Origin of the sequence: Thiofilum sp. (assembly GCF_016711335.1) — a bacterium.
In the GTDB taxonomy this organism is placed as follows: domain Bacteria; phylum Pseudomonadota; class Gammaproteobacteria; order Thiotrichales; family Thiotrichaceae; genus Thiofilum.
The window spans coordinates 2,333,675-2,354,242 of sequence record NZ_JADJTF010000001.1 but is presented as its reverse complement, the minus strand read 5'-3'; the positions used below and the strand labels follow the sequence as shown (position 1 = coordinate 2,354,242).

Sequence of the window (20,568 nt, the reverse complement as noted above, 5' to 3'; positions counted from 1 at the left end):
GTCCTTTCTATGGTCTTTCAAATAGCTGCTATCTTTTAAGATAGCTTAAAGCTTTCTTGCTAATAGTCTTTAGCACTAAAATACCCTAATCATTTTCCCATACAAATAAATATACCCTAAGTAAACAACTACTTATCAGTCTATGATTACTAACCAATAACCATTGGCACGACATCTGCTTATATTCCTTCAAACATTATTATTTTACAGCTAGGACAAACATAAACTTGCCTAAGTGTTGTTAAGGAATCAAACATGAGCTTTTTACAATTAAAACAACAGGTAACTGTGCCGGAAGGACAGTTAGGTCTTTTGTATCGTGATCAACAATTTCAACGTATTTTAACGTCTGGCGTTTATAGTTTTTGGTTCTGGGAGGGCAACTATAGCCTGCAACTCTATGATACTAGCGGAGCTTTAAAGCCGATTACGGATGAAAAAGTGTTAGATCTGATGGCTCACTACCCTAGTGCTTTCAAAGATTATGTGGTTGAGTGGTCAACCACTATGCACCAAGTAGGGCTAGTGTATCAAAATAAAGTACTGAAAGACTTATTGCCTCCCGCACGTCAAGGCGCTTATTGGAAACCTAATAAGCCTATAACCTTTGAATGGTTGGATATTACAGATGAATTTACTATTCCGCCCTCTTTAGCGCGTCTGATTTTAAGTAGCAAAGATACTATAGTCATGCGTGCCGCTAATATGGCTGTGCAATCCACCATTATTCCAGAAGGTCACATGGGATTTTTGGAGGTTGACGGACAACAATATAGCATTCTCAAGAGTGGTCAACATGCATGGTGGACATTCAATCGACGCTTAGTAGTGCAACAAATGGACTTGCGCCTGCAAAATATGGAAATCAATGGTCAAGAAATTTTGACTAAGGATCGAGTGAGCTTACGCATTAATTTATCAGCTACTTGGTTAATCCAAGAACCTATGCTGGTAAAAACCGCCTTAGCTGACGTCCATGACTTTTTATATCGTGAATTGCAATTAGCTTTGCGCAGTGTGGTATCAACGCAAACTTTGGACGAGTTATTAGAAGATAAAAATCTATTAAATCAACAGGTGCTCACTATTGCCAGCAGTAAATGCACTGAGTACGGTCTTAACTTAAAAAGTGTTGGGGCACGCGATATTATTTTACCCGGTGATATGAAAGCGATTTTAGCTGAAGTAGTGGAAGCACAGAAAAAGGCTGAGGCTAATTTAATTAAACGTCGTGAAGAAACTCAGGCTACGCGCTCCTTGCATAACACCGCCAAAGTCATGGAAGGTAATCCGATTCTATTGCGCTTGAAAGAGCTGGAAATTTTAGAAAAAATTACCGCGAATGTGCAAAATCTTAATGTGTATGGCGGCTTAGATAGTGTGATGCATCAAATGGTGCATCTGACTGACACTACCAAAACACCGTAAAACTCAGGAGCTAGCCTACTTTGAGGACTAGCTCTTGTCTCAATAGTTACGGTTATTGTTGACAATATTTTTGATGTACTCCCTTGCAAAATCAACTAAGCTCTTTCCAAAGCCCTTCCATAGGTTTTAATAATTAACCAATTAATAAAATTGTCGACTATTTCAGGTAATTCCTCTTTAAAAAAATCTAAACTACGCTACACTCTGTTCAAGACTTGAGAGAGAGTTTTTTAGGCATTGCACTGTAGTGGTGTAGTGCTGCTAGTAGGATTGATTAACTGAAGGAGGAGCCTTCTAATGAAAAAACTGACCTATGTTTTAGGTGTTGCATTAACTGCATTCAGTCTTAATGTGTTAGCTGCGGATGAAATGGGTACGGAAGCTGAAGCGCAAGCGATGAGTGAAAAAGCCGCTACATTAGTGAATGAAAAAGGTGAAGAAGCTTTCACTGTATTCGCTGATAAAGCGGGTGGCTATCAAGAAAAAGATCTATACGTATTTTGTATGGATTTAGAAGGCAAAATGTTATCTCATGCAGTAAAGCCTGAATTAGTCGGTCAAAATATGAAAGACTTCGATAAATACGGCGATAAACTGTTCCTCAATATGATCGATATGGCTAAATCCGAAGCGGGCAAAGGCTGGGTTGAATACAAATGGCCTTATCCCGGAACTGAAGACCTAAAAGCTAAGAAAAGCTATGTAATGAAAAACGATAAAGGCTTTTTCTGTGGTGTAGGCGCTTACGCGGCTCAATAATCACACTGATTGAATGTTCTATCTATTCAACTAGGTAGAACATTCCATAGCTCAAGTGATTAATAATAAAACCACTGCATGAGCTGAAATACCTTCCTTCCGTCCTTCAAATCCCAAACGCTCCGTCGTAGTAGCTTTAACATTAATTTGCTCAATCGAGCATTGCAAATCAGCCGCTAAACTCTCTCGCATAGCATTAATATGCGGAGCCATTTTAGGGGCTTGGGCAATAATAGTGCCGTCTAAATTACCTAGCTTATAACCTTTTTCCTGTACCAAACTAAACACATGGCGTAATAAAATACGGCTATCAATATTTTTATATTCACTCGCGGTATCAGGAAAATGTTTGCCAATATCCCCTAAAGCACAAGCTCCTAATAAAGCATCACAAATGGCATGAATTAATACATCACCATCAGAATGTGCTTTAAAAGCATGAGTATGGGGTATTTGCACCCCACCTAAGACAATAAAATCTCCCTCCCTAAAAGCGTGTACATCATAACCATGTCCTATTCTCATACTGCACCTACATCTTGCTATTGTTGTAAAGCTAAGGCTTTATTATGACGGCTAATCATTTTGGCACACATAAAGCTGCCACCATATAAAACAATACTCAATACAATCATACTATAACCGTATATAGGCTCGGCTCCAGTACTCAAAAAGCCTAAGGTTACATATACTAAGGAAATTAAAATAGCATAGACATAAGCTTTACCGGAGTTTTGTATCACACCACGTACTAAAACTACTAAAGGAATTAATAATAGACTCAACTCCAACGCTAGAGGTACATATTGCACCGTAGCTAATTGAGTATTCCAAATTAATATTAAGGCTATTAAGCCTAATAAGCCGCTTAAACTTAAGGCTTTCCAATACCAAGGAATACTAATCATAATTTCGTTGCCATTATTGCTAAGCGCTTACCTAAAGCGGTGCATAAACGCTTTTCTTCATCACTTAAAGGACGCTTACTATCGCCCCCCGATACATGAGTAGCACCATAGGGCGCACCACCGCTTTGGGTACTGATTAAATCCGCATTAGAATACGGCAAACCCAAAATCACCATACCATGATGCAATAGCGGTAACATCATGGATAATAAAGTGCTTTCTTGTCCACCATGCAAACTAGAAGTTGAGGTAAACACAGCGGCTGGTTTATCGATCAAGGCTCCCGCTAACCATAAACTACTGGTCTGCTCCCAAAAATACTTTAAGGGGGCTGCCATATTGCCAAAGCGCCCCGGACTACCTAGAGCTAGCGCAGCACAGTGCTTTAAATCCTCTAAACTGACATAAGGTGCACCTGAAGCGGGAATAGTATCTTCCACTGCTTCACACACCGTCGATACCTCTGGCACTGTACGCAGTTTAGCCTCACACCCAGCGACAGACTCCACCCCACGCGCAATAGAGTGCGCCATAGCTGCGGTATTACCTTGACGGCTGTAATACAAAATCAATACGCTCTTCACGCCTTAGTCCCCTTCTCTTAATTGCAGCAATATTTCTGCTAAAGCTAAATCACTAGGGCGAGTAATTTTAATATTCCAAGCATCGCCCTCCACTAGCTGGGGCTTTAAGCCTAAAGACTCTAGCGCTGAGGCTTCATCCGTAATCGCTGTTCCCGCCGCTAAGCCCTGTTCCAATGCTTGTTTGATTACCCCTAAAGGAGCGGCTTGTGGGGTCAAAGCATGCCATAGTCTGTCTCTAGGTTCGGTATGTACTACTAAACTCTGCTCTGTCGCTCGCTTCATAGTGTCACGTACTGGATAGCCTAATAATGCACCCGCTGGGTTTTGCTGTGCTACTGCTACCAAGTGATTGAGATCGGTCTGGCTCAAGCAAGGACGTGCCGCATCATGTACTAATACTAGGGTTTCATCTTCTAGATGCAATACCTCGCTTAAATAGCGCAAACCACTTAGCACTGAATCGGCTCGCTCCTTACCGCCTTCAGCACGAAAAATCGGTGTAATGGTGTGCCCAAATTCTAAGTGCCCCCAATACGGATCATCCGCACTGACCACGACCACGATTCCGGCAATGACTGCATGCTCGACAAAACAATCGAGTGTGTGCTCTAGCACCGTTTTGCCGCGCAGGGTTAAGTATTGTTTGGGACGATCCGCTTGCATACGCTTACCGACCCCCGCAGCGGGAATCACTACCCATGCTTTAGTATTACTCAACACGTACTCCAGTAGTGGTATTGGTAGGAGCAGGCGCTAACATTGGGGTTTCAGGCTGGTTTTTAAGAATCACCTGATAAAATGTTTCGCTTTGTTTAACCATCCCTAACTCACTGCGTGCATAATCCTCAATCGTGTCATTATCTTGCGTAATACTGGTGACATCGGCTTGTAATTGGCGATTACGCTCGGCTAATTGCTGATTTTCATCTTGTTGGGTTTGAATACGCTGCTCTAATTCCCAGATTTCAGGATAGCTTCCCGACCCTACCCAAATCCGAATACTAAATACAAACAGCACAATCCCCAACACCCATAATATGATTGGTGTTAGCTTCATTCTCGATCCTAAAACAAAGGCTCTAACGCCTAGCGCTATTAAGCATACCAAAGCACACTACATATTGCAGGCAAAGTCCATTATTTAAAGCTTGGATCAATAGATTTACACTGTTTCTAAGTATCCAGCTAAAGTAATCGTGCATTTCCTCCGCAGACGCTGTAAATACGTCCTTGTACGCTTCAAGGCGGCATCCTTACCGCCAAGACTGCTCCAAAAACACACGATTACTTTTAACTCAAACTTACTATCTCTAATGGATAGAGCACTCTACCAAGGGCTTACTTCAACCGTTGTCCCTCAACGCTTATACTCGAACTTCAAACCTGCTACCGACCACTCGCTAAAGGATTATTCATGCGCCCATTATTGCTCAGTGCAGTACTTGATAAAGAATTTGAGGCCACCCTGCACGGTAGTCATACTCCGGTGATGCTGTGGGGACCGCCCGGCGTAGGTAAATCGCAAATCGTAGCACAAGTGGGACAGCGCCATCAGGTGGCTGTGATTGATATTCGTCTCTCACAAATGGAGCCTAGTGATCTGCGGGGTATTCCATTTCGTGAGCAGGGGCTAGTGGAATGGGCAATTCCTGCCATGCTCCCTAATACACAACGTCATGGTGCACAAGGTATTTTATTCTTAGATGAAATTACTTCCGCTGTACCGAGTGTCTCAGCCGCCGCTTATCAGCTAATCTTAGATCGACGTTTAGGTGATTATACTGTGCCGGAAGGTTGGGCTATTTTTGCGGCGGGTAATCGTCAGGGTGATAGAGGTGTGACCTATACTATGCCCGCCCCCCTCGCTAATCGTTTTTCACATTTTGAAGTGGATATTAATCTGGATGATTGGGTGGCATGGGCGTATCACAGTGGTATAGACGAACGCATTATTGGCTTTTTACGTTTTCGCCCTGAATTACTATTTAAATTTGATCCAGCCCAAAATCCCGTAGCCTTCCCTACCCCGCGCTCGTGGGAATTTGCGCATCGCGCTTTACAAAAGTTTGCCCACTCGCCGCAATTATTACTCCCCACTCTACAAGCTTGTATTGGTCAAGCGGCTGGAATTGAACTCAAAGCCTTTATTGATCACCTTGATCATATGCCCAATCTTGATGCTATTTTACGCGGCGAAACGGTAAAAACGCCTAAAGAGGTTGATTTACAATATGCCATTGCATCGGCTTTAGTGGGGCGAGCGATTCGCGCTAAAGGGAGTAGCTCAGCGCTGGAAGTCTACGGACATATTTTGACTTATGCTAAAACCCTACCTTTACGTGAAATGGGGGTGATGTTGGTGTCTGATATGTTCCGTGCAGTGGGTGATAGCATTTTTGCAGTGCCTGCTTTTGCACAATGGGCTGAAACCATCGGCGATGTCATGCTCTATGACTGATCTCACCCCCCAAGCCATTGAAGACAAAATCGTCGCAGCGCGTACCCGTTTAATTTTAGATAAACCCTTCTTAGGTGCTTTAGTGCTACGCCTGCCCTTACAAGCAGCCGATCCTTCATGGTGTGTCACCACCGGAACCGATGCACGTAAGTTTTATTATAACCCTGCCTATATTGCCGAGCTGCGCCCCGATGAAATGCAATTTGTGCTAGCGCATGAAGCCTTGCATTGTGCTTTAGGGCATTTTGCACGACGCCAGCATCGCGTGAAGCATCGTTGGGACTTAGCGTGTGATTATGCACTCAATCCGATTTTACTGGATGAAGGTTTAAAGCCGCCCCCCGGCATGATCATGCTTAAGCAATATGTGGGAATGACCGCCGAGGAGATTTATCCCTGTATCGCCGATAACGATAGGTCTGAGACGCTAGATCAGCATTTATACGATAAAGAGGATAATCCTAATGAAGGGGGTCAACACTCACAATCTAATCCACTCGATCAACGCAATACTCAACCTAAACCTCAAACACCTTCTAAGCAAGACACTGAACAAGGTGAACAACCTAATCCACCCTCGGCACGCTCGCAACAACCGCCTGAATTTGATCCCTCGGCATTAGGTGGCAATCCTCCACCGCCTTTAACCCCTGCCGAGGTAGAAGAGCTGGCGCTGCAATGGCAACAACGTCTAGCAGGAGCGGCTCAACAAGCCGAGCAAGCCGGAAAGCTTAGTGGAGTGATGAAGCGTTTAGTTGAGGAGATGCTACGACCGCGTTTACCGTGGCGCAGTGTGTTAGCGCATTATCTAACCGGAATGGCGAGAGATGACTATAGCTATACTCGTCCCTCGACACGGCGCGGAAATCCAGCGATTTTTCCGAGTCTCAAAAGTCAGCAGATTAATGCAGTGGTAGCGGTAGATGTGAGTGGCTCGATTAGTCATGAGCAATTGCAGGAATGTTTAGCCGAGCTTAATGCGCTAAAGGGGCAGATTCGGGCGGGAATTACGCTGATTGCGTGTGATGCTGAGATAGTGGCGGGGTTTCCGCGTCAATTTGAGCCTTGGGAGGAAGTGGTATTGCCTGCGGAGATTGCGGGGGGCGGAACAACTGATTTTCGTCCAGTGTTTGAATGGGTAAATCGACAGGATCGCATGCCGGATATAGTAATTTACTTTACTGATGCACAGGGCTTTTTCCCGCAGATAGTACCGCATTATCCAGTGTTGTGGTTGGTAAAAGGAAGTGCGGGAGTACCTTGGGGAATTAGGGTGCAGTTGAATTGAATACTTTGAAATGCTGCCTATAAGCAGTATATTTTTCTTAAAGACCTACTATTATGAGTTAAAAATAGTGTTTTCTCCCTCTATCTATTGGATTAACGATATTCAACCGCTCCGCTTAGCTATTATGCCACGTCCAAAAGGTGGTGAGTGGTTAAAAGAAGAAATCATGGCTTGGAAAGCTAACTCTATTGATTGCGTAGTTTCATTACTTGAACCGCAGGAGGTTAGAGAGCTAGAGTTAAAACAAGAACCCTATTTATGCGCCGAGGTGAATATCAAGTTTCTCTCATTACCTATCGCTGATAGAGGCACTCCGACATCTATTAATGAATTTTCATTAATACTTGATCAGGCTTATGATGTGCTTATGCAAAATAAATCTGTTGCTATTCATTGTCGTGCAGGAATAGGTCGATCAGGATTATTTGCAGCTTGCCTTTTACATCAATTGAACACTCCCTTTGAAAATATCTTCCCTATACTGAGTAAAGCCCGAAATATTGTAGTCCCTGATACAGAGGAGCAAATCGCTTGGGTTAAAAAATATATCTTTGAAAGAAACCAAAGCAATCAAATTTAAAATCTCTTAGGTAAGACTAACAATTTCTATAGCTTATTAACTTACTTGCCTAGCAAAGCCTTAGCCGCTTGTTGAATCATCTTCGTCAAAGGCTCCAAATGCTTACGCATCACCGAACCCACCGCATCACTCCCGCCAAAAATCGGATTCAAACTATCCTCACCCAACTGTGCTAACACCAAAATAGAGCGCAGATACTCCTGATACTCACGAGGCAATACCTGCAATACCTCGACCAATGCCTCCGGTGTCCCCACCCCTTGACAATACTCATCCGCCCGCATCAATGCCACCTCAATAGTCACCCCTCTAGCTTCAGGAAATGGCACATTAAAACGTTTCTGAATCGCGCGAAATAGCGAAATCACCACCTCTTGATCGGTGGGCTTATCTAAAGCTAGCAGTAATGCCTGTAACCACTTTTGTCCGCCCTCACTTAATGTATGCTCTAACACATTAGCAAAAGGATTATTAGCTGCTAATAGTTCACTCAAGCTTTCCCTAATACTTACTGCTAACGGGTGCGCTGGCACAGGGAGCGGAATGTGGGCTGCATCGGCATGAAGAAATCCAACATAAAATGCATTTTTGCGCTTAGCACGATTCCAGAGCTTTTCGCGCTCACTACCGTCTAATAACTCGCCCTGTAAACACAAACGCACCGTATCGACTATATCTAACGCCACCTCTTCAAAAGGCAAAAATTCAATCAAATAAGCTACTAATTCCTTACCCAGCTCGCCCTGCACTACTACCGATTTTTCCAATAAACGCCGTGCTGTATCAGCATTGGGATAAGCCCACCATGCACGACGGGCTAAATCATGACTTAACTCTGGATTATGCACGACTGCTACAATAGCCTCCGGCTCACCCAATAACAGCATCTGCTCTAGATTATTGCGGGCATGTCCGGTGCGCGTCCAACGACGTAAAAACACCGGATAGCCGCCGGGCGAACCTGTCACTTTTAACGACAACCACTCCCGTATCCAGCGCAAATACTGTTCATCACGCGTCGTGGGGTTTAGTCTGATTTTGGCTTCACCTTTAGGCGTCAGGGCATACAAGGTTAGGTTGGATTCATCGATGCGAATAGCCTGTACCGGCTGGGCGAAAAGCACATTGAGGCGCAAATTATCTTCATGAGCAAGTTGCATATAAAAACTCTTATTTATCTGCTAAAGGATATAAAGGCATCAAATGCGTTGTTGTCTCATGCCGATTCAGTGGATATTTAAAGGCTTTTACGGCTTTGATCAGTGCTGATCCATCCCACTTTTTGCTGGAGGCGTCTTTGCTATACAGGGCTTGCTCTAAACTATCCATAGCTGCTTTTAATTCAGGGGTGGCTATGGCACGCAGATTCACCCATTGCGGACTCGGCACAGCTAAGACATCTCGTGCCCATGCGGTTAAGCCTAATTGCGCCCCTTGTTTATCATGTTGAGCGCAGGCGCTAATGAGTTGATTTAAACTACCGCGCTGCAAGCTTTCCTGCATACTACTCATAGACTGAGCCTTATACTTACCTCGGCGATAGGCAAGTGCTGCAATCACTCCCCCATTAACACTAATAAAACCGCCCACAACCACCAAGGCATAGTGTGTTGAGGTCTGGTGTCGCTTGAGGGTTGTGCGCTAGGGAGCTGGGCGCTATGTTGAGGTTCAGGTTTGGCGACTGTAGCAGGATCGGGAGTATTCACAACCAAAGGTTCGCCCCCTACTTTAAATTGTGTAGCATCTAAACGCGCCAATTCTTGCTGTTGTGTTTTAGTATTCCACCAATCCAAAGTAATTTCAGGAATGGTAAACTCTCCACCACCAGAGGCTATAAATACCCATTTCTCCTGACGAATACCAATCACTCCATCGTCGCGCACTTGGTCATTGAATAAGGGCTGATCACTATATGCCTTCATACCTACTGGCACTGGAATAGTCAATGCAGGTAACTGCTCTGCCGCTAAACCTTCCGCCATAATCGCAATGGTTAAGGTGACTGGTTCACCCGCTTTGAGCTGATCTAAAGGTTTATCCCATGAAGCATTTAAACTAATATTTTTAGCGGGTAACCAATATTGTCCGGTGTAATTCGGATCTTGTGGGGCGATGGTAATATCAAACGGTTTAGAAAAACGCCGGACGCTCTTCCCCCCCAAACTAAAAGCAAAATAGTGTCCTAATGGGTCATTATTAGCATTAGCATCTGGAATCACCCCATCAAAAATAGTACGCCCAATGGTTAAAGTGCCACTTTGCTGGGACATTAAAGCAAATTTACGTTCAATTACATCATAGCGCTTACCTTGTATTACCCTATTATGCGCTGTGGGTGAACCGAGTTGGCGTACTAGACCTTTACCCTGCTCAATTTGTGGTAGCGTTAAGGAAGCTTGGGTATTATCCAGACGCACACTCGCTAATAAGCGCTGAGTTAAAATAATTTGCTGCTGTACTAGTGGATTTTTTGGCTCTATTTCAAATTCGATTAACACATCCGCTGAGGTAGATTTGCCTTTATCATTATTAGTGCTGTTGGGGGTAGTATCGTCATTAATGGTGAGCACAATCGGATCTGTTATTTCTGCTCCCACCGTAATAGCGGGAATCACTAATTTTCCAGACTTGCGTGGATAGAGAGATAAAATCCAGCGTGAGGTTTGCGAGCTAGTCCCATTAATTAAACTAAACTGGCTTTCATGGCGCTGCGAGGCAATTTCAAAATCATCATTCAGCACCGACAAATCAGGCGCAACCCCTGTACCGTGGTTGGCGGTAATGGTGAGTTGTAACGCATCTCCATAAGTCAATTCCGTTTGATCGACACTACTACTGACCGTCGCCCAACTCAGATTAACCATCATTAGCCATAATAAGCTAACTATTATAATACGCTTTACCATTGTGAACCCTGCTGTTGTGGAGCACGCTGTTGATATTGATATAAAAACTTACGTCGCCATAATTCTGCCGGATCATCGGGAATCCGTCTCAACCATTGCTCGGTCGCTTGTTGTTGCTCGCGACTTTGCTCACTGGATTCGGGTGTAGGAGCACTATTAGTCTGAGCGGTATTAGGTGACTGTTGTGACTCTGGTCGCGTCTCTTTTGGCTCTGGTTCAGCAGCCTCTGGTTGGGTGTCCTTAGCTGCGGCTGGGTCTTGAGATTTAGGCTGTTGGTCGCTTTGCCCTTGACTGTCTCCGGCTTGCTCCGCGTTTTGATTCTGCTGTTGATCAGATGCACCTGATTGAGGGTCAGAGGACTGTGATGAGTTTTGGTTTTGCTGCTGTTCTTGTTGGTTCTGATTCTGTTGTTGATTTTGCTGGGCTTGTTGCTGTTTTTTTAACTCGTCCTCAACCACTTTACGATTATACAGTGCATCCTGATGTTGAGGATCTTGGTTTAATACTTGATCATAAGCATTTAAGGCTTCTTGCAGCTTACCTTGCTTGGCTAGAGCATTAGCATAATTATAGCGATCTGTAAGCGCAGTCTGGTTTTTATAATATTGCTCTGCTGCTGCCCAATTTTTTCCTTCATAGGCTGCGGCAGCTTTCCAATCGGGACGCTCGAACTGTTGCTCGGCTTGTTTAAAATCCTGCTGCTGCATGGCTTGCATCGCCTGTTGATCTGGCGTTTGAAATAAATGCGCCAATTCCACAGCCAACACTGGTTCTGGACGAGCACTTAGTAGCAAAGCCACCGCTAGCACTAGCCAACCACGCCTAAAAATACCCAACACTAATGGAATGAGTGGAATCAGAAACCAATAGCCTGCATTTAACCAAACTTCTACCTGTTGATTTTGTAATTGCGGCGCTTGAGCTTGAATATGCTGCTCCCAGAAAGCTTGTAGTTGCGCAATTTCACTATCATTAATCGTGGTTTCTAAGGCTAAACCTTGTCCTGCCGTAGCGACTGCTGCAATGGCCGTTTTATTGACTTCAGCCATGACGGTGCGACCTTGATCATCTTTAAGAAAACTTTGATTCGGAATAGGAATAGGTGCGCCCTTTTCAGTGCCTATCGCTAAAGTGGATACCATAAAACCTGCACTTCGTGCGACTTGTGCTGCCTCTACAGCCAGTGCTGCATCATCAACGCCATCCGTCACTAATAAAATATCGCCTTGTTGCGCATTGGCTTGAGTGAGTAATTGCTGCGCTTGGGTAATGGCAGGGGCAAAACGACTACCTAATGCGGGCATAATATCGGGCGTTAAATTTTTAATTTGTTCCGCAATAGTGACGGTATCAGTCGTCAGAGGTGTTACCACAAACGCATCACCTGCGAACACAATCAAAGCGGTTTGTCCGTCTTTGCGCTGCTTTAAAATATCTAATATTTTAAAACGGGCTTGATTCAGGCGATCTGGCGCTACATCTTTAGCCCACATCGAAATAGACAAATCTAAACCAATCACTAACGCATGCGGATTGTTATACACGGGTACTTCACGCTTTTGCCAAGTAGGACCCGCTAAAGCTACTACCGCTAATACCCAAGCTAAACCTAATAGTATTAGTGACCAGCGTTGTGACTCTGCCATTTTTCCAGTGAGCACAAAGGGCGCTAGTTTGTCATCGATCCAGTGTTGCCATTGCGTTTGTTTAGGCGCATAGATCAGCCATAACACTAAAGGGAGTGCTACTAATAACACCAGCCACCAAGGATATAAAAAGTGCAATTCAGACCAGTCCACTTTATTCCATGCGCCTCCACACTAATAGACCCACACCTAGAAACAAGGCTAGTGCCAAAGGCCAAGTAAATAACTCACGCTGCGGTCGCCATTGTTTGCCTTCTTGCTCAATCGGCTCTAAACGATCTAGTTCAGTATAGATGCGCTCAAATTCGGTGGTATCGCGTGCACGGAAATATTGCCCTCCGGTTTTACTGGCAATCAGCTTTAATAAGCCCTCATCCAAGTCAGCCGAAGGATTAGTTAAGGAAAATCCAAACGCACTTCTCACTGCATTCGCCTCGGAGCCAATACCTACTGTATAGATTTTTAATCCCGACTTTGCCGCCATATCAGATGCCTCCGCCGGATTAACCGAGCCTGCGGTATTAGCTCCATCCGTCATTAGAATCAGCACACGATTTTTTTCAGGATTATCTTTTAAACGTTTGAGGGCTAGACCAATCGCATCGCCAATCGCGGTGCGCTCGCCCGCTAAACCAATAAAGGATTCACGCATTAAACGTCTAACAGTTGCGGTATCAAAGGTGAGCGGAACCTGTAAATAGGCTTGATCTGCAAATACGATCAGTCCTAAACGGTCGCCTTGGCGCCTTTGAATGAAATCACTAGCTACCCATTGGGTCGCTGTTAATCGATCTACCACTCGACCATTTAGTTCAAAATCCTCTTCACGCATACTGCCAGACAGATCCACTGCAAGCATTAAATCACGCCCACTAAACGGTAATGACACCGGTTCTCCAATCCAAACCGGACGCGCTAATGCGAGCACTAAAGTGCCCCAGATCATGCCTGCTAATAATAATTTTAGGCGACTACTCCATGTACTTTGCTCCACCCACTCCCCTAATTCAAACTCAGTCAAGCTCGGCACTTTTAAGGCTAGCGTATTGTCCGCGCTAATTTTGGGAAACAACCAGTACACCACTAGCGGCAAAGGTAATAAAGCCAGCGCCCACCACCATAAGAGTTCGTACATACTACGCCCTCCTCAAATGGGGTTTGAGTTGGGCATTAATCCAACTACGTACTTGCGCAACTAATTGCTTAGTATTGACATCTTCCACCGGGCGATAGGGCATTTCGCTTAATGCTTTGGCTAAATCAGGATTCATACCTTGCTTGCCTGCTTGCTGCAAAAAGGTTGCCCAAGCCGTACCCGCTAAACCCGCCGTTGCAGTACGTCCATATTGCTGCATAGCGACCCGCCGCAATAAGGCTGAAATGTGCTGTACTAATTGACGCTTATCGTTTTGATAGTGTTGTTCAATGGTGTCTAATTCTTTAAGTGCCTGTTGAATAGCCAAGCGTTGCTGGTTGTGTTGGCGCTTGAAATACCACACCAACAAAGCACCGATAGTTACCAGTATTAAAGCCAATAGTAACCACCACCCCATTGCAGGAGGCCACCAACCCACGGGATCAGGAAAATGAATCGGGCGTAGCGGTAATTCTGCGGTATTGGGGGTCATGCAATACCCCGCGCTAATAAACGTAGGCGCTCGGTAGTATTCATATCAGTACTTAACGTCAAAAAGCTCATACGATACCGTCTAGCAAATTGTTTTAATTGCTTGAGTTGTAGACTAGAGCGCTCAGCATAACGTTCCCGAAAACGTTGTTGCAATAACATCCATAAACTATTACGCCCATCGGTGAGGCGTAGTTTACCATTCAGATTAGCGGGCATTTGTGCTTCAAAGGGGTCTTGGATATGAATCAAACCTAGCTCACAATGCTGTGACATTAAAGCTAATTGACGTAAAGCAGCCGGAGTAGTCTGTCTAAAATCACTAATGATCAGTACTTGAGTACCAGCACTAGCCACTCGCCTTAAACGCCCCCAACTATCATCTAATAGATTTAATGCCGTCTGAGCAGTGGGCTGTAATTGGGTGGTATCCGCAATACTGCGCAATAAATGCAAGGCCGCACCCCGCGTATGACTAGGCTTTAATTCTCCGCAGTGGTGACTACTTTGCACAAAGCCCCCGACTCGATCACCCGCTTCAATGGTTTTCCATACCAATAAGGCGGCTACCTCAGCGGCTAAGACACTTTTAAACCGTCCCCGCGTAGCAAAATACATCGAGGGGCGCATATCCACCCAGAGCATGACCGGACGTTCACGCTCCTCTTGGAAGACTTTGGTATGCACCTTGCCGCTACGGGCTGTCACGCGCCAATCAATGGTACGAATATCATCGCCTGCTTGATAAGGGCGTGATTCAGCAAAATCCATCCCGCGCCCTTTAAATACCGTGCGATACCCACCCGACGTACTCGCCTTAGCGTGTTTTTTAGCGCGTTGTAAGGCTGCGACCTGTGCTTTTAAACGAATAAGGGTGTTTAAAGAGCTATAAACAATACCGTCACCCGCTTGCATTTAGGGTACTGCCACCACATTGAGTAATTCAGTAACTAAGCCTTGGCGTGTCATACCGTCGGCTTCAGCTTCAAAAGTCATAATAATACGATGACGCAACACATCGTGAGCGATTGCTTGAACGTCTTCAGGACTGACAAAATCACGTCCTTTGAGCCACGCATAGGCACGCGAACAACGATCTAAGGCTAGAGTTGCACGCGGACTCGCTCCAAAGGCAATACTACCCTTAAGCAATCCACCATAAGGTCCGGGTTTACGGGTTGCCATGACTAATTGCACGATATATTGCTCTACATTTTGTGCCATATAGAGGCTCAATACTTGTTGCCGTGCTGCAAATATATCCGCTTGTGTCACCAGTACTTGCTTTACTTTAGTGTCATGACGTACTTGCTGGAGCGCTTCTTGGCGAGCCAATTGCAGTATTTGGTACTCCTCATCCACGTTTGGGTAATCGACCAATACATGCATTAAAAAGCGGTCTAATTGCGCCTCAGGTAATTGGTAAGTACCCTCTTGCTCAATTGGATTTTGAGTGGCCATGACTAAAAAAGGTTCAGGTAGCTTCCATGTAGTACCGGCTACCGTAATCTGCCGCTCCGCCATCGCCTCTAAAAGGGCAGACTGTACCTTAGCAGGCGCACGGTTGATCTCATCCGCCAGAATCAGATTATGAAAAAGTGGACCTTTTTGAAATTTAAAGCTGCTATCACTGGGATAAAATACTTCAGTTCCCGTGATGTCAGCGGGTAATAGATCGGGAGTAAATTGCACACGGTGAAAATCCCCCTCTATGCCCTGACCCAGTATTTGAATGGCTCGTGTTTTAGCCAGCCCAGGTGCACCCTCTACTAATAAGTGCCCATCGGCTAAGAGGGCAATGAGCAAACGATTGATGAGTTGGCTCTGACCGATGATTTTACTGCTGAGATAATGGGCCAAATTGTCAAAATTTTGTTTTTGATTCATCAGAAATTCTCTGGTTGAACCCCGTCACTTTAGGGGGATATACTGGCTGGGGAGAGCTTTAACCTCTTCCAAATTCGCCCTGATGGACGTAGATTGAAACATGCTCAAAAGCCATTTAAATGTGTATGATGGAATATACGCACTATTGATTGATATGCAAGTTTTCAGAGGTTAATTATGCGCATCCAAGCTCAGATCGAGTCAACTTTACAAGCGACCTTTGTTCCTGACTTTTTGCAGGTGGACAATGAAAGCCATATGCACAATGTCCCGCAAGGCTCGGAGTCGCATTTTAAAGTGACTATCGTGAGTGAGCAATTTGCAGACAAGAAATTAGTAGCTCGACACCGACTTGTCAATCAAGCTTTAAGGGATGAATTGCCCCAAATCCACGCTTTAGCGTTGCACACTTTAACACCGGAGGAGTATTTTGCTCGTGCGGGCAAGGTAGCCGATTCGCCTTTATGTATGGGAGGCTCTCAACATGGGTGAAGTACTTCCGTTTCGTCGCAAAAGTGTCGACGCTGATCAAGGTGAAGGGCTAATGCTGTGCAAAAGCAAGTTTCACAAATGGGAACTGGTGCAAGAAAAACAATTTGATGTACGCTTGGGTAGACTCATTACCTTATATAAATGTAAGCGCTGCGGCGTGACCAAGACTGAGGCGCGTTAGCACACCACCTAAAACCGCATTAAAGACAAAATGCTCTCTGATTGTAAATAATCAGAGGGTACTTTTTCATTACACCAATGCCTGCACAAACTCAACTCCAAACCCGTTAGCTCTGCGACTAAACTAACATCCAAACCTTTAGCTAACATACGTCGTGCTACCTCATATTTTTCCTCACTCTTACCCTTTTCCACTCCAAGCTGCATACCTTCAGCTTTGCTTTTCTCTATCGCTTCTTCCCATTCTTTGATGCGTAATTGTTCCTCGCTGTATTCATCTTTCATACGCGCATATTCAGCAGGGGTGATATGGTCTTTTTCAATAAGTTGTAAGACACGTTGCACGCAAGCATTTTGGTAATCAGCTTCGTTGACCTCCCCATCAAGGCTATCATTAATCGCTAAAAGCCATTCGCGCCATGCTTCAGGCGTTTCGTCGTTGACATACTTGGGGCATAAATAGAGGATTTTATGTGGAATTTCGCCGACTCCTTTGCCATGACGATTTTTAGGGTCGAATTCGATTTGGAGCATATCTTCATCCTCGGCAAATAGATCAAAACGGCTATCAACAGAGCCGATAGGACGCTCAAAGGATTTTTCTGTTTCTACCTGATCGATTTGTAGCTCGATCCCTAGAATATCTTTGACAAAGGCTTTGAAAATCTCCGGTCGAGAAAAGGCTTTTTTGAAAATCACTCCATAGCGCAGTGAAGCAACGGCTTTCATGGGATAGGCTCCTAAGCAACTCGTCAAAATAGTGTTTGTCTTAGATTATACAATGCCATTCTAACAGTTACCTAAACCTACTCTATTGACTCTTTTAGGGATTATATAAGGCACTATTGGTTTAAAGTTATGTATAATTAGCTAGCATCCCCTAACTAGGTACTGTTTATGACTGTTAGCCCCAAAGTATTCATTAGTTACAGCCATGACTCACCAGCTCACCGTGATTTTGTGCGCTCTATTGCGGATCAGTTACGCACGGATGGCATTGAGGCTTTAATTGATCAATACCTTAATGGCTCACCCCGTGAAGGTTGGATTAAATGGATGGAGCAGCAGATTGAAACGGCTGATTTTGTTTTGCTGATGTGTACCCCGATTTATTTGCAGCGCTATCGTGGGCAGGACTTAGAAAAGGGTCGAGGTGTAAGTTTTGAAGGTGTGGTGATTTCACAAACTTTATATGATGCGTTTCAGAGTAACGATAAATTTATTCCGGTGATTCCACATGAGGGCAACCTAGATCATGTTCCGTTGCCTTTGAAAGCCTATAACTGTTACCGCCTACCCGATGATTACGATAATTTATACCGCTATTTGACTAAACAACCTGCTTATATACCACCACCATTAGGCTCGAAAAAAGTACTCCCACCTTTAGGCAATACTTCTAGCAGCACTCTTAATCAAAACAACACTTCACCACCGCCAGCACCTAATAGCTCTAGTGCACTGACTAGCATCAATGCTGAGCGCCGAGCACGGCTCGAAGAAAAACTACGTGCTCTATATAAAAGCTCTCTGTACACGACAATTCGCTTAACTCATTGAATCTTTTTCAAAAGAAAATCGCCTGAGTTTCATCCGTCCATCCTCGATCGCCATGAATTGTGGTGGACAAAGGAACAGAAGCAGCAGCCTAAGCCTATCCACTTTTTCCCGTACCCTTCCATTCAATAAATCGGTCAAGTAGTCCAAGCCGTAACGGAAGACACTTTGCTCTTTGCGTCCATGTTTTTTCGTCTTCAAAGGCTTGACGGCTTTTTCCTTCCATTCGCCGACTTTGTGCGCCCAACAGAAGCCAATGGCAAGCAACGCCATCATCTTTTTGATGCGAGGGGTTTGGTGAAGTGAGTGGCTTCCATGTGAAAACCACGCCCTTTCAAGCATTGGAACAGGTTTTCAATTTCCCAACGTAGCCGATAAGTGCCAATGGGATCAGCCGTGTAGTGGTTGCTGGCGATAATCAACAACTCACCACTGGGCAGCTTTGAGCCACTGAGCCAAACCCATTCCCCGCTAACGTCGCGACGGTGACGGAGAACGCGCCGTTTACCCGGCTTGAGGTTGGCAAACAGCGAGCGGACATGCGCCTCTTTTTTGTGTTTGTCGGTCATCAACTGATTACCCTTGATACGAATCAAGTAGGGAATCTCTTTGGAAGACAACCACTTCCACCATTGACCACCAATAAACTCACGGTCAGCCAACACACCCAAGATGTTGTTGCGCCCGAATTGGCTGATAAATCGTTGCAGCAGGGCAATACGTTCACGTTGGTTAGAATTACCGCGTTTGTTCAACACCATCCAGTAAACGGGGATAGCCGCACCTTGGTAAACAACCGCCAAAGTCAGGAGATTGAGGTTGGATTTGCCCCATTTCCAGTTGGTTCTGTCGAGTGTGAGGTAGTATTGTTGACCACTAAAGGCGAACATTCCCATAAGAAAATGGGCAATGTCATTGTAATTAAAGAACACTTGGCTAAAAAAGCGTTGCATCCGTCGATAGCGGGAACCAATGTCGGTGTCAGAATCTATGTGTACCGCCAACAACGCCAAATTCATTTGTCGCGCACTCAGCAAAGTATGCAGCATTCCCACAAAACAATCCAAACGGGGCTTGCCCCAACTCAAGTGGGCTTTTAAACTGTCACGTAGTCCATCGCTCAGATCCATTTTGCTCTCCTGTGTGGTAACTAGAGAGTAAAACATAGGAGCGGTGGACTTTCACCATCTCCATGACAAACATGCTAAATCAATAAGTTAGTGGTTTTGTCGTGTACAGAGATAAAAGCTATGATTTAGAAACTCGCGTTGAGGAAAAAATGCGTTTGGAGGCGATCATTGCTGAGACTGAGAAAACACTCATTCAAGCTCGAAGTGAAAACCCCCCATTAAAGGAATCTGCTGATCTTATTAAGGAATCTACGGAGCTCATTAGTTCTAATGCTGCTTCCTCTGAGGAAATCTCTATAAATCAAGGTACAAAATTTGATGCTATTACTATTCAAAATCCCACCACACCTTCCCATAGTATTATTTCTGCTATTATGCAAGTCTCAATCAGCCCTATCTCTTGGCTATTTAATAAGTTCAAAGGATCACAGAAAGCAAATAAATTTATAAAAAATAACTATCACTTTCCCGAAGAAAAAATACGTTTAGATGTTTCTAGTCCAGAACAAGTTTTTATTAATAAGGCATTTGACCTAGCTGTTTCAATTAAACAGCCAAATTCACCTGTCACTCTATTAGCAGACTTACCCAAAGCTCAATCTGCACTGGGACACGTTTACCGTCCCGAAAGTGAAACTATCATTCGCTACCGAGTAGAAGCATCGGGTGATAACTGTAAAATTACTCCACCTTTTTATGTATTTCTTTTGAAACGTGGTGAGAACACAGAACCCAAGTATTTTCAAGTCACTTGTTCTGAGTGCGGTAAGAAAACTTTATTGGTCAGTGCTTTTCAAGAAGATGAAGTCATTGCTGCTCAGACTCGAACCGTTATTGAGGTTCAAATCGGGGTAAACTCCCCTGTACAACAAACACTCAACTACAGTGGTTTAGCCAAAATACAGCTATGTGAACGCTTGCAAGATGACTGGATAAAATTAGCCGATCTTTTTGAAATTCCCGTTGCTGATCGCCGCCGATTCAAACACGGGTTAGAACCTCAGGGCGTATGGGAATGGTTAGAATGTCGTCAGCAACTAAGTGAATTATCGACTGCATTAAACCAAATTAAACGCTCTGATTTAGCCCAACTATTACAAAACAGTTAAACCCTAACCACTTACACTTAGTTCAAACA

The 20,568-nt window shown here is 44.5% G+C and carries 25 protein-coding genes; 9 read left to right on the top strand and 16 right to left on the bottom strand.

The features are described 5' to 3' along the window. Positions 1–255 precede the first annotated feature (255 nt). Both IPL34_RS11170 and IPL34_RS11165 read left to right on the top strand, forming a co-directional pair. Positions 256–1,428, top strand: coding sequence for a slipin family protein (locus IPL34_RS11170; RefSeq protein ID WP_296841532.1), 1,173 nt, complete (start codon positions 256–258; stop codon positions 1,426–1,428). A gap of 297 nt (positions 1,429–1,725) precedes the next feature. After that, entirely contained in the window at positions 1,726–2,187 is a 462-nt protein-coding gene (locus IPL34_RS11165; RefSeq protein WP_296841531.1) for a cache domain-containing protein, read from the top strand. 51 nt (positions 2,188–2,238) lie between these two features. Here the strand turns inward: IPL34_RS11165 and ispF are convergent, their stop codons facing one another. From ispF to IPL34_RS11140, 5 genes are read right to left on the bottom strand one after another with little or no spacing between them, the layout of a single operon-like run. Continuing rightward, positions 2,239–2,712 carry a 2-C-methyl-D-erythritol 2,4-cyclodiphosphate synthase gene (ispF, locus tag IPL34_RS11160; RefSeq protein ID WP_296841530.1) on the bottom strand — a complete coding sequence of 158 codons (474 nt, stop codon included), beginning with the start codon at positions 2,710–2,712 and terminating at the stop codon, positions 2,239–2,241. 17 nt (positions 2,713–2,729) lie between these two features. Further along, positions 2,730–3,095, bottom strand: coding sequence for a DUF2069 domain-containing protein (locus IPL34_RS11155; protein WP_296841529.1), 366 nt, complete (start codon positions 3,093–3,095; stop codon positions 2,730–2,732). Then, a complete protein-coding gene (gene wrbA / locus IPL34_RS11150) occupies positions 3,092–3,679 on the bottom strand; it encodes an NAD(P)H:quinone oxidoreductase (protein ID WP_296841528.1) in 588 nt (195 codons plus the stop codon). The genes IPL34_RS11155 and wrbA overlap by 4 nt, the downstream gene beginning before the upstream one ends. Positions 3,680–3,682: 3 nt before the next feature. Continuing rightward, on the bottom strand, positions 3,683–4,396 hold the full coding sequence (gene ispD / locus IPL34_RS11145) for a 2-C-methyl-D-erythritol 4-phosphate cytidylyltransferase (protein ID WP_296841527.1): 714 nt from the start codon (positions 4,394–4,396) through the stop codon (positions 3,683–3,685). After that, entirely contained in the window at positions 4,389–4,736 is a 348-nt protein-coding gene (locus IPL34_RS11140; RefSeq protein WP_296841526.1) for a septum formation initiator family protein, read from the bottom strand. The genes ispD and IPL34_RS11140 overlap by 8 nt, the downstream gene beginning before the upstream one ends. A 357-nt stretch (positions 4,737–5,093) precedes the next feature. On the opposite strand from IPL34_RS11140, the gene IPL34_RS11135 reads away from it, so the two are divergent. The 3 genes from IPL34_RS11135 (at position 5,094) to IPL34_RS11125 (ending at position 8,005) form a co-directional block, all read left to right on the top strand. Then, positions 5,094–6,137: an AAA family ATPase gene (locus IPL34_RS11135; RefSeq protein ID WP_296841525.1), complete on the top strand. Its 1,044-nt coding sequence runs from the start codon at positions 5,094–5,096 to the stop codon at positions 6,135–6,137. Beyond that, on the top strand, positions 6,130–7,425 hold the full coding sequence (locus tag IPL34_RS11130; protein WP_296841524.1) for a VWA-like domain-containing protein: 1,296 nt from the start codon (positions 6,130–6,132) through the stop codon (positions 7,423–7,425). Before IPL34_RS11135 ends, IPL34_RS11130 begins: the two co-directional genes overlap by 8 nt. A gap of 67 nt (positions 7,426–7,492) precedes the next feature. After that, complete coding sequence (locus tag IPL34_RS11125) at positions 7,493–8,005, top strand: dual specificity protein phosphatase family protein (protein ID WP_296841523.1); 513 nt, start codon at positions 7,493–7,495, stop codon at positions 8,003–8,005. A 41-nt stretch (positions 8,006–8,046) separates the two neighbouring features. On the opposite strand, the gene IPL34_RS11120 is transcribed toward IPL34_RS11125, so the two are convergent. The 8 genes from IPL34_RS11120 to IPL34_RS11085 are packed head-to-tail and all read right to left on the bottom strand — an operon-like array spanning position 8,047 to position 16,071. Beyond that, positions 8,047–9,165, bottom strand: a complete 1,119-nt coding sequence (locus tag IPL34_RS11120) for a hypothetical protein (protein ID WP_296841522.1) — start codon at positions 9,163–9,165, stop codon at positions 8,047–8,049. A gap of 10 nt (positions 9,166–9,175) precedes the next feature. Further along, positions 9,176–9,517 (bottom strand): hypothetical protein, encoded by a 342-nt coding sequence (locus IPL34_RS11115; RefSeq protein WP_296841521.1) that lies wholly within the window; start codon positions 9,515–9,517, stop codon positions 9,176–9,178. 44 nt (positions 9,518–9,561) lie between these two features. Beyond that, on the bottom strand, positions 9,562–10,911 hold the full coding sequence (locus IPL34_RS11110) for a BatD family protein (RefSeq protein WP_296841520.1): 1,350 nt from the start codon (positions 10,909–10,911) through the stop codon (positions 9,562–9,564). Then, positions 10,905–12,710 carry a VWA domain-containing protein gene (locus IPL34_RS11105; protein ID WP_296841519.1) on the bottom strand — a complete coding sequence of 602 codons (1,806 nt, stop codon included), beginning with the start codon at positions 12,708–12,710 and terminating at the stop codon, positions 10,905–10,907. The genes IPL34_RS11110 and IPL34_RS11105 overlap by 7 nt, the downstream gene beginning before the upstream one ends. A gap of 1 nt (position 12,711) precedes the next feature. Further along, positions 12,712–13,692, bottom strand: coding sequence for a VWA domain-containing protein (locus IPL34_RS11100; protein ID WP_296841518.1), 981 nt, complete (start codon positions 13,690–13,692; stop codon positions 12,712–12,714). A gap of 1 nt (position 13,693) precedes the next feature. Next, entirely contained in the window at positions 13,694–14,185 is a 492-nt protein-coding gene (locus IPL34_RS11095; RefSeq protein ID WP_296841517.1) for a DUF4381 domain-containing protein, read from the bottom strand. Further along, a complete protein-coding gene (locus tag IPL34_RS11090; RefSeq protein ID WP_296841516.1) occupies positions 14,182–15,099 on the bottom strand; it encodes a DUF58 domain-containing protein in 918 nt (305 codons plus the stop codon). Before IPL34_RS11090 ends, IPL34_RS11095 begins: the two co-directional genes overlap by 4 nt. Further along, positions 15,100–16,071: a MoxR family ATPase gene (locus IPL34_RS11085; protein WP_296841515.1), complete on the bottom strand. Its 972-nt coding sequence runs from the start codon at positions 16,069–16,071 to the stop codon at positions 15,100–15,102. Positions 16,072–16,248: 177 nt separating this feature from the next. On the opposite strand from IPL34_RS11085, the gene IPL34_RS11080 reads away from it, so the two are divergent. Both IPL34_RS11080 and IPL34_RS11075 read left to right on the top strand, forming a co-directional pair. Continuing rightward, on the top strand, positions 16,249–16,563 hold the full coding sequence (locus IPL34_RS11080) for a BolA family transcriptional regulator (protein ID WP_296841514.1): 315 nt from the start codon (positions 16,249–16,251) through the stop codon (positions 16,561–16,563). Further along, a complete protein-coding gene (locus tag IPL34_RS11075; protein WP_296841513.1) occupies positions 16,556–16,744 on the top strand; it encodes a hypothetical protein in 189 nt (62 codons plus the stop codon). The genes IPL34_RS11080 and IPL34_RS11075 overlap by 8 nt, the downstream gene beginning before the upstream one ends. A gap of 8 nt (positions 16,745–16,752) precedes the next feature. On the opposite strand, the gene IPL34_RS11070 is transcribed toward IPL34_RS11075, so the two are convergent. Then, entirely contained in the window at positions 16,753–17,472 is a 720-nt protein-coding gene (locus IPL34_RS11070; protein ID WP_296841512.1) for a hypothetical protein, read from the bottom strand. Between the two features lie 168 nt (positions 17,473–17,640). Here IPL34_RS11070 and IPL34_RS11065 point away from each other — a divergent pair, with 168 nt between their 5' ends. Beyond that, on the top strand, positions 17,641–18,303 hold the full coding sequence (locus IPL34_RS11065; RefSeq protein ID WP_296841511.1) for an SEFIR domain-containing protein: 663 nt from the start codon (positions 17,641–17,643) through the stop codon (positions 18,301–18,303). On the opposite strand, the gene IPL34_RS11060 is transcribed toward IPL34_RS11065, so the two are convergent. Continuing rightward, positions 18,292–18,576, bottom strand: coding sequence for a hypothetical protein (locus IPL34_RS11060; protein ID WP_296835791.1), 285 nt, complete (start codon positions 18,574–18,576; stop codon positions 18,292–18,294). The genes IPL34_RS11065 and IPL34_RS11060 overlap by 12 nt on opposite strands. Further along, positions 18,573–19,430: an IS4 family transposase gene (locus IPL34_RS11055; protein WP_296837415.1), complete on the bottom strand. Its 858-nt coding sequence runs from the start codon at positions 19,428–19,430 to the stop codon at positions 18,573–18,575. Before IPL34_RS11055 ends, IPL34_RS11060 begins: the two co-directional genes overlap by 4 nt. Positions 19,431–19,531: 101 nt before the next feature. Between IPL34_RS11055 and IPL34_RS11050 the strand changes: the two genes are divergently transcribed. Then, positions 19,532–20,539: a hypothetical protein gene (locus IPL34_RS11050; protein WP_296841510.1), complete on the top strand. Its 1,008-nt coding sequence runs from the start codon at positions 19,532–19,534 to the stop codon at positions 20,537–20,539. The last annotated feature ends 29 nt before the right edge of the window (positions 20,540–20,568 follow it).

Bases quoted from the DNA above. Each gene is read 5' to 3' on its own strand.
- IPL34_RS11170 (WP_296841532.1), top strand. From the start codon at position 256: ATGAGCTTTTTACAATTAAAACAACAGGTAACTGTGCCGGAAGGACAG.
- IPL34_RS11165 (WP_296841531.1), top strand. From the start codon at position 1,726: ATGAAAAAACTGACCTATGTTTTAGGTGTTGCATTAACTGCATTCAGT.
- ispF (WP_296841530.1), bottom strand. From the start codon at position 2,712: ATGAGAATAGGACATGGTTATGATGTACACGCTTTTAGGGAGGGAGAT.
- IPL34_RS11155 (WP_296841529.1), bottom strand. From the start codon at position 3,095: ATGATTAGTATTCCTTGGTATTGGAAAGCCTTAAGTTTAAGCGGCTTA.
- IPL34_RS11140 (WP_296841526.1), bottom strand. From the start codon at position 4,736: ATGAAGCTAACACCAATCATATTATGGGTGTTGGGGATTGTGCTGTTT.
- IPL34_RS11135 (WP_296841525.1), top strand. From the start codon at position 5,094: ATGCGCCCATTATTGCTCAGTGCAGTACTTGATAAAGAATTTGAGGCC.
- IPL34_RS11130 (WP_296841524.1), top strand. From the start codon at position 6,130: ATGACTGATCTCACCCCCCAAGCCATTGAAGACAAAATCGTCGCAGCG.
- IPL34_RS11120 (WP_296841522.1), bottom strand. From the start codon at position 9,165: ATGCAACTTGCTCATGAAGATAATTTGCGCCTCAATGTGCTTTTCGCC.
- IPL34_RS11115 (WP_296841521.1), bottom strand. From the start codon at position 9,517: ATGAGTAGTATGCAGGAAAGCTTGCAGCGCGGTAGTTTAAATCAACTC.
- IPL34_RS11110 (WP_296841520.1), bottom strand. From the start codon at position 10,911: ATGGTAAAGCGTATTATAATAGTTAGCTTATTATGGCTAATGATGGTT.
- IPL34_RS11100 (WP_296841518.1), bottom strand. From the start codon at position 13,692: ATGTACGAACTCTTATGGTGGTGGGCGCTGGCTTTATTACCTTTGCCG.
- IPL34_RS11095 (WP_296841517.1), bottom strand. From the start codon at position 14,185: ATGACCCCCAATACCGCAGAATTACCGCTACGCCCGATTCATTTTCCT.
- IPL34_RS11090 (WP_296841516.1), bottom strand. From the start codon at position 15,099: ATGCAAGCGGGTGACGGTATTGTTTATAGCTCTTTAAACACCCTTATT.
- IPL34_RS11085 (WP_296841515.1), bottom strand. From the start codon at position 16,071: ATGAATCAAAAACAAAATTTTGACAATTTGGCCCATTATCTCAGCAGT.
- IPL34_RS11080 (WP_296841514.1), top strand. From the start codon at position 16,249: ATGCGCATCCAAGCTCAGATCGAGTCAACTTTACAAGCGACCTTTGTT.
- IPL34_RS11075 (WP_296841513.1), top strand. From the start codon at position 16,556: ATGGGTGAAGTACTTCCGTTTCGTCGCAAAAGTGTCGACGCTGATCAA.
- IPL34_RS11070 (WP_296841512.1), bottom strand. From the start codon at position 17,472: ATGAAAGCCGTTGCTTCACTGCGCTATGGAGTGATTTTCAAAAAAGCC.
- IPL34_RS11065 (WP_296841511.1), top strand. From the start codon at position 17,641: ATGACTGTTAGCCCCAAAGTATTCATTAGTTACAGCCATGACTCACCA.
- IPL34_RS11060 (WP_296835791.1), bottom strand. From the start codon at position 18,576: ATGATGGCGTTGCTTGCCATTGGCTTCTGTTGGGCGCACAAAGTCGGC.
- IPL34_RS11055 (WP_296837415.1), bottom strand. From the start codon at position 19,430: ATGGATCTGAGCGATGGACTACGTGACAGTTTAAAAGCCCACTTGAGT.